Raw genomic sequence first — 13,276 nt, 5'->3', positions numbered from 1 at the left:
GCCCCCGCCCTACCTGCACACCGCAGGAAACCCATGCCGCCTGGCCGCCCACACCACGGCCAGCGATGCGCCCAGCAGCACCAGCAGCACGGGCGCGAAGGCGGCCACGCCCATGCGCGCCAGCAGCAGGCCGCCCACGATGCCGCCGCCGGCAATCGCCATGTTCCAGGCAGTGACCAGCATGGACTGCGCCACGTCGGCGGCCTCGCCGGCCGTCTGGGCAATGGCGGTCTGCAGCAGCGTGGCGGCACCGCCAAAGGCCAGGCCCCAGACGGCCACCGCCGCATACACCAGGGTCGGTGCATCACCGGCCACGCCCAGCATCAGCGTGGACAAGGCGAACAGCGCAATGCTGGCCAGCGTGAGCGCACGCAGGTGGCGGTCGATCAGCACGCCGGTGATCCAGATGCCCAGCACGGAGGTGGCGCCGAACACCAGCAGCACCAGGTCCGTGCGCGCGGCCATGCCCGCCATCGCCAGGAAGGGCGCGATATAGGTGTAGAGAATGTTGTGCGCCAGCACGAAGGCCAGCACCACGAACAGCACCGGGCGCACGCCCGCCAGGGTGAACACGTGCCGCAGCGGCAGGTGGCGGCCTGCCGCCTGCCCCGCAAAGTCGGGCAGGCGGGCGCGCACCCAGACCATGAGCGCCAGCGCCAGCACGCTCATGAGGCCGAAGCACAGCCGCCAGCCCACCCACTGGCCCAGCACGGTGCCGGCCGGCACGCCCAGCGACAGCGCCAGCGGCGTGCCCACCATGGCAATGGCGATGGCGCGGCCCTTGAGATGGCCGGGCACCATGCGTGCCGCATAGCCGGCCAGCAGCGCCCACAGCAGCCCGGCCGAGACCCCCGCCAGAAAGCGCGCCACCAGGGTCAGCGCAAAGTGCGTGGACAGAGCCGTGACCGTGTTGGCGACGACAAAGCCCGCTATCGCCGCCAGCAGCAGGGGGCGGCGGCGCATGCCCTGCGTGGCGGCCGTCAGCGGTATGGCGGCCACCAGGGAACCTATGGCGTAGAGGGTGACGGTCTGGCCCACCCAGGCCTCGGTCACGGCCAGGCCCTGGGCCATCTGCGGCAGCAGGCCGGCCGGCAGCGCCTCGGTCAATATGGTGATGAAGGCTGCCATGGCCAGCGCCAGCAGGGAGGCAACGGGCAGGCGGTCCTGGCTTGTTCCTTTCATTGCGGCGCTCCCGAAACCCCGTGGACCTCACAAACCCCGTAGACCGCGTCGCGCAAGTCGTTGACGAAGCGCCCCGACATGCCCTCGTACAAGGTGTTGGTGAAGGCCACGACGCTGAGTTCCTGCGCCCGGTCCACGAACCAGGAATGCCCATAGGCCCCGCCCCAGCGCCAGGTGCCCACCGACTCCGGCGATGCCGCCTGCGCCGCATCGCGCAGCACGGAAAAGCCCAGGCCAAAGCCGAAGCCCGGCGCATTGGGCAGGGCCAGAGCGCCGGTCTGGTCCCGCGCCATCTCGGCGACCAGGGCATCGGGCAGCAGGGTGTTGCCGCCCTGGCGCAGGGCTTCCAGCAGCCGCAGGAAATCGCCTGCCGTCCCGGCCATGCCGGCGCCCCCGGAGGCAAAGGCCTGGGCGTCAAAGATGCGCGAAGGGCTGAAGGCAATGCCGATGCTCCCCTCGAAGGGCGACACGGTCTCGCCCTCGGCCAGCGGATGGGGCTGCGGCACATCGCTGACATAGGCCGTGGCCACGCGCTGCACGGCCAGCGCATCGGTGACGGCAAAGCCGGTATCGGTCATGCCCAGCGGCCCGGTCACCAGCTCGCGCACGGCCTGGTCCAGCGGCCTGCCGTGCACCTGTTCAATGAGGGCGCCCAGCACATCGGTGGCCAGCGAGTAGCCCCAGGCCGTGCCCGGCGCGTACAGCAGCGGCACGCTGGCGATGCGCTCCAGGTTCTCTGCCAGGCCGATGTCCTGGCGGTCCATGCCGTCCGATACGCCCGCGCGCGCATAGGGGCCTTGTGCATCGGCCTCGAAGAAGCGGTAGCCCAGACCCGCCGTGTGGCTGAGAAGCTGCCGCACGGTGATGCGGGCGGGCCGGCCATCGGCCAGCCGGGGACGGAACCGGGGCAGCCAGCGCTCCACCCCCTCGTCCAGGGCCAGCAGTCCCCGCGCCACCAGCACCAGCGCGGCAGCCGAGACGATAGGCTTGCTGGCCGAGGCCAGGCGGAACACCGCATCCACGGCCATGGGCAGCCCGCGCTCGCGGTCGGCCCAGCCTGCGGCCTGGCGGTGGACCAGCGCGCCGCCACGCGCCACCAGCACCACGGCGCCGACCAGGCGCTGCGCCTCAATCGCCTGCCGGACCACGGCCTGGATGCGGTCGGACAGGGGCGAGGACAACAGGGTCGCAGGCAGCGCAGCGGGTGCAGCAGGTGCTGAAGGCGCTGCAGAAAGGGCAATCGTCATGGGAATTCCCGGGATCAAGTGAACAGGGTTCCGACGATAGAAAGACCGCGATTAAAGAAAAAGTGGGGTAGATTTCCGGTTTGCGCGGAACTGGATGTCCGCAATGAAGGAGCGGCGTTTGGACAGCCTCAACGGTTTCGTGGTGTTCGTGCAGGTCGCCGAGACCCGCAGCTTCGTGGCGGCCGGCCGGCTGCTGGGCGTATCGGCATCGGCCATCGGCAAGAGCGTGGCGCGGCTGGAGGACCGGCTGGGCGTGCGCCTGTTCCACCGCAGCACGCGCAGCATCACGCTGACGGCCGAGGGCGCGCTATTCCTGGAGCGCAGCCGCCGCATCCTGGCCGAGATCGAGGCCGCGCAGCTGGAGCTGTCGCAGGCCAGCACCGCGCCGCGTGGCCGGCTGCGGGTCAGCCTGCCCCTGGTCAGCTCGCTGGTGCTGCCGGTGCTGGGCGAGTTCATGCGCGCCTATCCGGAGATCGAGCTGGACCTGGACTTCACCGACCAGCTGGTGGATGTGATCGAGGAAGGCTTCGACGCCGTGGTGCGCACGGGCGCGCCCGCCGACTCCCGCCTGTCCGCGCGCCGGCTGGGCGACTTCCGCTACCTGCTGGTGGCCTCGCCCGACTACCTGGCCCGGCGCGGCACGCCCCGGGTGCCCGAGGATCTGCTGGAGCACAGCTGCCTGCACTACCGCTACCCCCACAGCGGCAAGCTGGAGCCCTGGGCGCTGCGGCGCGCAGCGGGTGCGCCCGAGCTGCAACTGCCCACCTCCATGATCTGCAACAACATCGAAACACGCCTGTGCTTTGCGCTGCAGGGCCTGGGCATCGCCTACCTGCCGGACTTCTCCATCCGAGAGCCGCTGGCAGACGGCCGGCTGCAGCCCGTGCTGGCGGACTGCATGGAGCAGACCAATGTCTTCCATGTGCTGTGGCCCGCCAGCAGGCACCCCTCGCCCAAGCTGCGGGCACTGGTGGATTTCCTGTGCGCGCGGGTGTTTCCACAGGTGCAACCCGGGCAGGCCCAGGACGCGGCCAGGGCATCCAAGACACTCCGGGCACGCAGATAGGCTGCGCGCCAGCTGCTGCAGCCTGCAGGCCCCTGCCCTGCCTCACTGGCCCCACTGGCTATCGCACGGGCCCATATCTGGGTTAGCATGCTTACAGAGCAGCGCATTCACAGAGTCGTATCGGTTGCTCTGGCCCACCGGCAGGCAGGACCTGAGTCTCCAACGCTGTCGCGTGCAGGGGCGTCGCACCGGTGGGCCATTGCGGTTGGCAAGTGGCGTTGCAGATCTCTTTTCTTGTCTCGCTGCGTTGCATGTCTTCTCGTTCCACCGCTATCCATCGTCCCGCCCTTTCCTCGCGCTCGCACGCAAGAACATCATTGGCCGTCATCGTGGGCGTCTGCTTCATGGTGCTCGCAGCGGGGCTGTACTGGGCCGCGTTGCTGACCAGCCACCAGTACATGCAACGCTACACACGGGATCAGGCATGGCTGCGCGTCTCGCAGATGTCCCAGGCGGTTTCCGCGCAGGCCGGGACCATGCTGTCGGGCCTGAACTATTCCCTGCGGGACCTGGCCCGGGACTACGAGTCGGGTGACTCGCAGGCGTTCGGGCGGGCCGTCGCCAGCGTCCAGGAGGCCTATCCGCCCGGCACCATCGTCCAGGTGGCCGTGGCCGATGCGAAGGGCCAGGTGGTGTATTCGAGCCTGGCGGCCTCGGAGCCGCCTGCGCAGAGCGTGTCCATTCTCGACCGCGAACATTTCCAGGCGCATCTGAAGGGCCTGACGCAGGGAACCTTCATCGGCCGTCCGGTGCAGGGACGGGTTTCCGGGCAATGGGGTATCCAGCTGAGCCGCGCCCTGCACCACCGCGGCGCATTTGCGGGCGTGCTGGTGGTGTCGCTGTCGCCGCAGTACCTGTCGCGGCAGCTGCAGGCCATCTTCGACAGCCCGCGCGACGTGATCATGCTGCTGCGCGAGGACGGCACCTATCTTGCGCGCTCGCAGAACCAGGATCGGGTGCTCGGGCGCCAGCTGCCCGCGACGCGGGTGGCGCTGTTTGCCCCCGACGTCACGCATGGCACCTACGAGGCGCTGGCGAGCACCGACGGCATACAGCGCATGTATGCCTGGAGCCGCGTGAGCGGCTTTCCGATCCTGGTGAGCACGGGGCTGGACCGAGAGGCCGTGTTCGGCCCGCTCAACGAGACCATACGGCAGAGCCTGTGGCGCAACGGGATAGGCACGCTGCTGATTTTTCTGGGCGGGATGCTGACGGCCTGGCTGGCGTTCCAGCGCTGGCGGGAGGAGGACCAGCGGGTCCAGTCCGAAGAGCGCTTTCATCTCCTGTCCGAGGAAGTCCCGGGCGGCCTGTTCCAGTACAGCCGGGATCCTGCTGGCCATTGCGCTCTGTCATTTGCCAACCCAGGCTTTTATGCAATGCACTGCATCGATGCGGATACGGCAGGCAGGGCTTTGCAGGGCCTGGCACAGCGGGTTCATCCACAAGATATCTCCGTGCTCAGGCAGTCCATCGACGAAGCGGTGCATAGCCAGGGTGACTGGGCCTGCAAGTACCGCGTACAGTCAGCCGATGGCTCCGTGCGCTGGCTGCAGGGCCATGCACGCCCGCAACGCGCTGAAGACGCGACCGTGCTCTGGCATGGCTACATTCTCGATGTCACCCAGGACGAAAGGCTGCGCAAGGCGCTCCACGAGAGCGAGGAGCGGCTGCGGCTGACCATCGGCGCCGTGCGTGACGGACTTTGGCAGTGGGACCGCGAACAAGACCAGGTGCTGTGGGATGCCCGCTGCTACCAGATGCTGGGCATGCCGGATCAGGCACTCGGTTCGTTCACCGTGGCCGGCTTCATGAATCTGCTGCACCCACTGGACCAGCCTCGCGTCCAGGAACGGCTCAGGCGCCACCTCGAACACGGCGACCCATTCCGTGTCGAGATGCGCATAAGGCAGGCCGATGGCTCCTGGCGATGGATCGAATCGCGCGGGGAAGTCACCCTGCGCGATGACGACGACAAGGCATTGCGCATGCTGGGAATGCACACCGATATCCAGGAACGGGTGGAGCAGACCCACATGGTGGGCGCCCTGCTGGAGCGCGGAAGCGCCTTGGTGCTTGTCGCCAGCCATAGTCGCAGCATTGTCTACGCCAATGCCCGGGCAGCCGAGTGCTTCGGCCTTGCGGCGGGCGCACTTGAGCCGCAGTGTTCATTCCGGCAACTGCACCCGTCCGGTGACAGCTTCGACAGCTTCGCATCGCTGTACGAGCGCCTCAGCCTGAAGGGCTCGGTGCGTACCGAGTGGGCACTGACGGTCAAGGGCGGGCACATGCGCTGGTTCGACATGCAGGGAGCACTGCTGGACCCCGAAGACCCCCAGGGCAATGTGATCTGGACACTGTTTGACGTAGATGCCCGCCATCAGGCAGAAAGCGCATTGCACCAGGTCCAGCAGCGGCTGGAGGCCATCATCGAGAAATTTCCGTCGGGCATCCTGGTGACCGACGACGCGGGGCAGTGCATCAGGGCAAGCAACGCAATGCTGGTGGACCTGTTCGAGCTGCCGCTGTCCGCCACGGACCTTGTGGGGAAAAGCCTGCAGACCTTGCTGTCCTATTTGCCCCCGGCCATGGCAAAGGCCTTGCAACCTGCGCCGCAACCTGGGACAGGCGATCTGTCGCAACGAACGATCTTTGCCCTGTCCAACGGCCGCCATATAGAAACGGAGCTGCTGCCGCTTCGCAGGCAGGAGCGGCTGCTTGGCTACTGCTGGGTATTCCACGACGTGACCGACTACAAGAGGCGCGAAACGCAGCTCGAAGCCCTGGCATTGACCGATGCGCTCACGGGTGCCAGCAATCGGCGAGCCTTCATCACGCGCATGGAGTCGGAGCTGGAGCACCTGCGCCTGGGACTGAGCCATCCGGCGGCACTGATCATGCTGGACATCGACCATTTCAAGCGCGTCAACGACAGCTTCGGCCATGGCGTGGGCGACGAGGTGCTCAGGCACCTGGTGATCGCGGTGTCCAAGGAGCTGCGCCAGGGCGACATGCTGGGCCGCCTGGGCGGCGAGGAATTCGCCGTCTTGCTGACGGACGTGGACGCCCCCACCGCACTGCGGCGCGCGGAGAACCTGCGTGAGGCCGTGGCGGCGCTGGCCGTGTCCGTCCAGGGCCAGGACAGCCCGATCCGCTTCACCGTGAGCCTGGGCGTATGCCTCATGGACGAGGGCGAGGCATCGGTCGAGTGCTTCCTGGAGCGGGCCGACGCCGCCATGTATTTCTCCAAGCGCAATGGCCGCAATCGCACCACGTGCTGGACGTCCGATACCCCCGTGGTTTCGGACGCCAAGTGAGCGCGATGCCAGTGCCGCGACACGCCCGTGCGCCGGGGCAAGGCGATGTGTCAGCTACCCGGCCGCCTCATTCATCGCCGGGCACTCCGTAGCTGGGCGCAGCCGTGGGATCGATGGCTCGCGTCTGGTAGTCCTGCATCTGCGGCGCGTAGGCGGCCCAGAGGCTTTGCAGCGCGCCGATAGGATCGTGCTCCGACCAGTCCACGCGCAGGTCCGCCATGGGCCAGCTGTGCTCGCCCGCCACCTTGAGCGCGGCCGAATGCACAGGCCCGGCCTCGCCGCCCGCGGCCATGGCGGCCTGCATGGCGGCCAGCAGGCGCTCGGCCAGCGGCAGCGCCGCGCTGCGCTCGAAGGCCGGCACCATGGCCTCGATGGTGCGTTCGCTGGCCAGCAGGTTGCCGGCCGCCACGCATTGCCGCCCCACGGCGCTGGTGAAGATGCCCAGGGCCTGGCTGCCGCTGAAGACGCCGGTGCGGCCCTGCGCGTCCACCACGGTGACCTGGCGGTACTGCGGCCAGCTGCCGTCGTCCAGCGCCTGGCGCAGCGCGGCCTGGGGGTCGGCGCCCTGCTCCAGCAGGTCCAGCACGCGCGGGCCCAGGGCGGGCAGCGTGATGTTCTGCGTGGACACCACGCCCACGCCCGCGCGCACCCAGGGGCAGCGCGCACCCACCGCAATGCTGGACGAGCTGATGGCCACGCCCAGCTGCCCGGTGCGCTCGCAGCGCCCCACAATCGAAAAAGTCATGGTTTCTGCCTCCTGCCTATGCGGCTGTACCAGGTGCTTGCTGTGGTCGAGGTTCAGGCGCCGGCCTGCGGCTGCCAGTCATCGGGGATGACCGCGATCACGTCGATCTCCATCAGCCACTGCGGCTGCCCCAGGGCCGAGATGCACAGCCCCGTGGAGATGGGAAACACGCCCTTGAGCCACTTGCCCACTTCCTGGTAGACGGGCTCGCGGTAGCGCGGGTCGATGATGTAGGTGGTGGTCTTGACGATGTGCGACAGGTCGCTGCCCGCTTCCTCCAGCAGCTGCTTGACGTTCTTCATCGCCTGCTCGGCCTGCTTTTGCGGATCGCCCAGGCCGACCAGATTGCCCTCGAAATCGGTGCCGATCTGGCCGCGCACATAGACGGTGTTGCCGGCGCGCACGGCCTGGCACAGGTCGTTGTCCAGCGACTGGTTGGGATAGGTGTCCTTGGTGTTGAACATGCGGATGCGGGTATGGGTGGGCATGGTCTGGCTCCTGCAGGGGATGGATGGGAAGGTGTCTCAGAGCGCGCTACCTGCTACCTGCTGCGGGCAGCGGCGTCGTAGTCGCTGTAGCGGCGCTGCTTGGCGATGTGGTCGGCCACGAACTTGGCGTCATGCCACACGCCCCAGATGAAGGACGAGCCACGGCGCGACAGCCAGGGCAGGCCCAGGAAGTAGATGCCCGGCTCATGGCCCACGCCGCGGTGGTGGCGCGGCTTGCCGCCGGGCTCGAAGCTGTCCACCTGCAGCCAGCTGAAGTCCACCCTGTAGCCCGTGGCCCAGATGATGGAGGTGATGCCTGCGGCAGCCAGGTCGAGTTCGCGCAGGGGATGGGTCATGCACCCGGGATCGGGCAGGCGCCTGCGCGCCCCGGGCTCCTCGGGCAGGTCCAGGCCGTTGCGGCGGATGTAGTCGTCTGCCGCATCGAGCATGGCCAGGTAGTTGGCGTCGCCGTTGGCGATGTTCTCGGCCAGGTCGTCCCTGAAGCGCACCCGGCCATCGGCGAAGGACTCGGTCAGCCCCACCAGGGTGATGCCCTGGTGTCCCAGCGCACGGAAGTCCACGGTGTGGCCGCCGCGCGCGCCGCTGACGGCAATGGTCACATGCTCGCGGCCGGGCTTGGCAATGGCCGCATCCCATTCGCCCAGCACGCCCAGCCACCAGCAGAAATCCCGGCCGCGGTAGGCGCGCGGCGGCCGGTCATGGGCGCCCACCGACAGGAACACCCTGCGGCCCGCGCGCTGCAGTTCATCGGCGATCTGAACGCCCGAGGAGCCTGCGCCCACCACCAGCACGGCGCCTTCGGGCAGCTGCGCGGGGCGGTGGTAGTGCGCGGAATGGATCTGCAGCAGGCCGCCATCGGCGGGTGCAGCCGGCGCTATCGGCGGGATCACCGGCACCTGGAACGGCCCCGTGGCCGCGATCACGTTGCGGGCCTCGATCACGCCCTCGGACGTTTGCACCGTGAAGCCCGGCCGGCCCTGGTTGCGCGTGACCCGCCTGACCTCCACGCCGGTGCGCACGGGCGCCTTGATCTGGCGGGCATAGTCCTCGAAGTAGTCGGCCACCTCGTCCTTGCCGGGAAAGCCGTCGCGGTCGCCCTTGAACTGCAGGCCCGGAAAGCGGTCATGCCAGGCCGGCCCGTTGGCCACCAGCGAGTCCCAGCGCCCCGTGCGCCAGGCCTGGGCGATGCGCTGGCGCTCCAGCACAAGGTGCTCTACGCCAAGCTGGCCCAGGTGTTCGCTGGCCGCAATGCCGGCCTGCCCGGCGCCGACCACGAGCGTGTCGATGGTTTGGATTTCAGCTGTCATGGTGTGGGTCTCTCAGGAAAAAAGGCGCAGGCCGTCCCGCGTCGGCGCGGTGCCGACTGCCTTGGCGTGGTCCGCAACAAAAAAAGGGAAGAAGGTGAAGGCCGCCCGTGCGGCGCTACAGGTACAGGTGCTTCACCACGTCGTTGGCCAGCAGCTCGCTGGCCGTGCCCGAGGCCACCAGCTGGCCCTTGAGCAGCAGATAGCCGGTGTGGGCGATGGACAGCGCCGCCTCGGCGTTCTGCTCGATGAGCAGCACGGTGATGCCTTGGCTGTGGATGCGCTGCACCGTCTCGAAGTACTCCTCGATGAGCTTGGGCGACAGCCCCAGCGTGGGCTCGTCCATCACCACCAGGCGCGGGTTGCCCATGAGCACGCGGCCCAGCGCCACCATGGCCTGCTCGCCGCCGGACAGGGTTCCCGCCGCCTGCGACAGGCGCTCGCCCACCCGGGGGAACAGGGCCACCACGCGCTCCAGCGCCTGGGCAAAGCCCTGCTGCGGGCGCAGCGCGTCGTGGCCGATCTTCAGGTTCTCCTGCACGGTCAGCTCGGCAAACAGGCGCCGCCCTTCGGGCACGAAGCCCACGCCCAGGCCGGCCAGGTCTTCGGTGCGCATGCGCGCCAGCGGCTGGCCCATGACGCGGATGGCGCCGTGGTGCACGGGCAGCAGGCCCGCAATCGCCTTGAAGGTGGTGGTCTTGCCCGCCCCGTTGGGGCCCAGCAGGCAGACGATGCTGTGCTCGGGCACCTGCAGCGAGACCTGGTTGAGCATGTTCACCACGCCATAGCGCGTGCTGATGGAGTCCAATTCAAGCATGGCTGGCCTTTCTGCCCAGATAGGCTTGCTGCACGCGCGGCAGCCGGCGCACGGCCTCGAAGCTGTCGTCGCCGATCTTGCGTCCGTAGTCCAGCACCATCACGCGGTGCGGCAAGGTGGCGATGAGCCGCATGTCGTGCTCGATGATGATGAAGCCCAGCGCCGGATTGGCCTCGCGCAGGCGCTGGATGTCGGCGATCAGCGCATCGGTGTCGCGGTCGTCCATGCCGCTGGAGGGCTCGTCCAGCAGCACGATGCGGGGCTCGGCGGCCAGGGCGCGCGCAATCTCCAGGCGGCGGCGGTCGGCCTGCGGCAGGCTGCTGGCCAGCACGTTGCGGCGCTGGTGCAGGTCGCTGGACACGCTTTGCAGCAGCGCGCAGGCGCGCTCGGCGCAGTGCTTCATCTCGGCGCGCGAGACGGCCGGGCGCAGCAGCGCGGTGAGCACGCCGCAGCGGGTGCGCGCGTGCATGCCGATGATCACGTTGTCCAGCACGCTCAGCGAGCCGAACAGCCGGCTGGTCTGGAAGGTGCGCGCAATGCCGGCGCCCGCGATGTCGTGCGCGGCCATGCCCTTGAGCGAGCGGCCTTGCAGCAGCACCTCGCCCTCGGTGGGCTGGTAGATGCCGGTCAGCAGGTTCAGCAAGGTGGACTTGCCCGCGCCGTTGGGCCCGATGATGCCCAGCACCTCGCCCTCCGCCAGGTGGATGTCCACGCCCTGCACCGCCGTCAGGCCGCCGAAGCGCATGGTCAGGCCACGCCCCTCCAGGACCAGCGGGCCTGCGGGCGCGGCATGGTGGGTGGGATGGGAATCAATGCTCATGGTTGCGCACCCGTTGGGGGAAGATGCCGCGCGGGCGGATGATGAGGAAGGCGATCACCACCAGGCCGTAGAACAGGATGCGGTAGTCGGAAAACGCCCGCAGCTTCTCAGGCAGCATGGTCAGCAGGAAGGCGCCGACGATCACGCCCAGCGTGTTGTCCATGCCGCCTGCGATCACCAGCGTCATGATGGTCACCGACACCAGGAAGGTGAAGTTGTCCGGCGAGATGAAGCTCACATAGAACGCATACACCGTGCCCGCGAAGCCCGCCAGGAAGGCGTCCACCGCAAAGGCCTTGACCTTGAACCAGGTGACGTTGATGCCGCAGGCGCGCGCTGCGATCTCGTCGTCGCGCAGGGCATTCCAGGCCAGGCCCACGCGCGAGCTGTGCAGGCGCTGCGCCGAGACGATGGCCAGCCCCAGCAGGGCGACGGCCACGTAGTAGAAGTTGGCCTGGCCCGGCAGGCTGTGGCCCCACAGCGTGATGGGGTCGTTGAACGAATGGCCGAACAATGTGGGCGAAGGAATGCCCACCAGGCCGTTGGCGCCGCCGGTCCACTCCAGGTTCATCAGCAGCTGGTGCACGACGATGCCGAAGGCGATCGTCACCAGCGCCTGGTAGCTGTCGCGGGTGCGCATGGACGGCAGGCCCAGCAAAAAGCCGAAGACCGTGGCCACGGCGGCGGCCACCAGCAGGCAGATCCAGAAGCTCACGCCGAAGTGGATGGCCAGCAGGGCCGACGCATAGGCGCCGATGCCGTAGGACGCGCCGGTGGCGAAGTTCGGTATGTTGGCGCTGCCCAGCTGGAAGTTCAGCGCCAGCGCCAGCACCGCGTACAGGCAGGCGATGATCATCAGGTGCATGGCGTAGCTGTCACCGCCCAGCACCCACGGAAAGACCAGGGCCAGCACCACGCCCGTGCCCGCCGCCAGCGGCCTGCACTGGCCGAAGGCGGCCACGATGCGGTCTTCCACCACCGGGCGTTTCTGCACCGCGACCAGGGCCACGGCAAAGCAGGCCAGCAGCGCCAGCACCGTGATCCAGCTTTCGGCCAGCAGGAACTGGCGCAGCAGCACCGCGCCCGCCAGGGCCACGCCCAGCACGATGGCGGCAGAGCCCGCGCTCCGTGGTGCCGCCTGCGGCGGCGCCTGTATCGTCGTTGTCTGCATCACACCTTCTCCATTTTCTGAACGCCGAACAGGCCGGCGGGACGAAAGATCAGCACCAGGATCACCAGGGCGAACACGAACACCAGGCGGTACGAGGTGCCATTGGGCACATAGCCCTGCACGATGGTCTCGATGGCCGCAATCAGCAGGCTGCCGACAATGGCGCCCCCCAGCCGCCCCAGGCCGCCGACCACCGCGGCGGAAAAGCCGATCAGGCCCGCCTGCACGCCGAAGTCAAAGCGCACCACGCCCGCATAGCTGGCCAGGAAAATGCCGCCCACCGCACCGGTGGCCGAGGCAATGAAGAAGGTGTTGCGAAACACCGGCCCCGGCGCAATGGAGAACAGCCGCGCGGTTTCGCGGTCCTGCGACACGGCGCGTATGCGCATGCCCATGGGCGTGTGGTGCAGCACATAGAGCAGCACGCCCACCAGCGCCACCGCCACCAGCACCGAGACCACGCTGATCAGGGGCAGCGGCCCGAACGGGGTGGGAACGGCCCCCTGCGCAATCGCCGGGAACGCGTGAGGATTGCTGCCCTGCGGGTACAGGTGGCGGATCAGCTCGCGGATCACGATGCCCAGCGCCACCGTGGCTACCAGCGGCATCATGGCCGGCGCATTGCGAAAGCGGCTGATCACCAGCCGGTCCAGGGCAACGCCCAGCCCTCCCACCGCCGCAATGGCCACCAGGCAGGCCAGGCCCAGCACCAGCCAGGGGGCCGAGCCGCCCAGCGCGGCAGCCAGGGCCTGCACGGCCGCCAGGGCAATGAAGGGGGCGACCATGGCCACGTCGCCATGGGAAAAGTGAATCACCTGCAGCACGCCAAACAACAGGCTGAAACCCAGGGCAAGCAGGCTGTAGATGCAGCCCAGGGTCAGCCAGTTGATGAGTTGCTGGAACAGCGCGTCATGCATCGATAGGGTTCCTCTTGTGTCGGGTTCGGCCGGTTTGGCGGGGCTTCGCTTGTCTCCATGTCACGCAACCATTGAAGCAAGAAACCGCGCAGAACCTGCGTCGCTTTTGCCGAGGCGCTGCTTCGGAAAACGCGATCCAGTCCCGGGCAGGTGCGGCGATACATTGATCCGGCGGCGTTGCCAG

11 protein-coding genes are annotated in these 13,276 nt (G+C 68.3%); 2 read left to right on the top strand and 9 right to left on the bottom strand.

What is annotated here, in order from left to right:
• Window positions 1-9: 9 nt before the first annotated feature.
• The gene (locus A9976_RS11805; protein WP_183019163.1) at window positions 10-1,182 is read right to left on the bottom strand and encodes an MFS transporter; all 1,173 of its coding nucleotides are present in this window, start codon (window positions 1,180-1,182) and stop codon (window positions 10-12) included.
• Entirely contained in the window at window positions 1,179-2,429 is a 1,251-nt protein-coding gene (locus A9976_RS11800) for a serine hydrolase (RefSeq protein ID WP_183019162.1), read from the bottom strand. Before A9976_RS11800 ends, A9976_RS11805 begins: the two co-directional genes overlap by 4 nt.
• Before the next feature lie 118 nt (window positions 2,430-2,547).
• On the opposite strand from A9976_RS11800, the gene A9976_RS11795 reads away from it, so the two are divergent.
• Together A9976_RS11795 and A9976_RS11790 are read left to right on the top strand one after the other, a co-directional pair.
• The gene (locus tag A9976_RS11795) at window positions 2,548-3,495 is read left to right on the top strand and encodes a LysR family transcriptional regulator (RefSeq protein ID WP_183019161.1); all 948 of its coding nucleotides are present in this window, start codon (window positions 2,548-2,550) and stop codon (window positions 3,493-3,495) included.
• 317 nt (window positions 3,496-3,812) lie between these two features.
• On the top strand, window positions 3,813-6,809 hold the full coding sequence (locus tag A9976_RS11790) for a diguanylate cyclase (protein ID WP_259649186.1): 2,997 nt from the start codon (window positions 3,813-3,815) through the stop codon (window positions 6,807-6,809).
• Between the two features lie 67 nt (window positions 6,810-6,876).
• On the opposite strand, the gene A9976_RS11785 is transcribed toward A9976_RS11790, so the two are convergent.
• The 7 genes from A9976_RS11785 to A9976_RS11755 form a co-directional block, all read right to left on the bottom strand.
• Window positions 6,877-7,554 carry a DUF1028 domain-containing protein gene (locus A9976_RS11785; RefSeq protein ID WP_126311952.1) on the bottom strand — a complete coding sequence of 226 codons (678 nt, stop codon included), beginning with the start codon at window positions 7,552-7,554 and terminating at the stop codon, window positions 6,877-6,879.
• Between the two features lie 53 nt (window positions 7,555-7,607).
• On the bottom strand, window positions 7,608-8,042 hold the full coding sequence (locus A9976_RS11780) for a RidA family protein (RefSeq protein WP_183019160.1): 435 nt from the start codon (window positions 8,040-8,042) through the stop codon (window positions 7,608-7,610).
• A gap of 53 nt (window positions 8,043-8,095) precedes the next feature.
• Complete coding sequence (locus A9976_RS11775; RefSeq protein ID WP_183019159.1) at window positions 8,096-9,370, bottom strand: NAD(P)/FAD-dependent oxidoreductase; 1,275 nt, start codon at window positions 9,368-9,370, stop codon at window positions 8,096-8,098.
• 115 nt (window positions 9,371-9,485) lie between these two features.
• Window positions 9,486-10,184 carry an ABC transporter ATP-binding protein gene (locus A9976_RS11770; RefSeq protein ID WP_183019158.1) on the bottom strand — a complete coding sequence of 233 codons (699 nt, stop codon included), beginning with the start codon at window positions 10,182-10,184 and terminating at the stop codon, window positions 9,486-9,488.
• Window positions 10,177-11,004, bottom strand: coding sequence for an ABC transporter ATP-binding protein (locus tag A9976_RS11765; protein ID WP_183019157.1), 828 nt, complete (start codon window positions 11,002-11,004; stop codon window positions 10,177-10,179). The genes A9976_RS11770 and A9976_RS11765 overlap by 8 nt, the downstream gene beginning before the upstream one ends.
• Entirely contained in the window at window positions 10,994-12,175 is a 1,182-nt protein-coding gene (locus tag A9976_RS11760) for a branched-chain amino acid ABC transporter permease (protein ID WP_183019156.1), read from the bottom strand. The genes A9976_RS11765 and A9976_RS11760 overlap by 11 nt, the downstream gene beginning before the upstream one ends.
• Window positions 12,175-13,092 carry a branched-chain amino acid ABC transporter permease gene (locus A9976_RS11755; protein WP_063326506.1) on the bottom strand — a complete coding sequence of 306 codons (918 nt, stop codon included), beginning with the start codon at window positions 13,090-13,092 and terminating at the stop codon, window positions 12,175-12,177. The genes A9976_RS11760 and A9976_RS11755 overlap by 1 nt, the downstream gene beginning before the upstream one ends.
• Window positions 13,093-13,276 lie beyond the last annotated feature (184 nt).

Source organism: Delftia sp. UME58, from assembly GCF_014170385.1.
Taxonomy (GTDB): Bacteria; Pseudomonadota; Gammaproteobacteria; order Burkholderiales; family Burkholderiaceae_C; genus Comamonas; species Comamonas acidovorans.
This window is presented reverse-complemented; position numbering and strand designations above follow the sequence as displayed.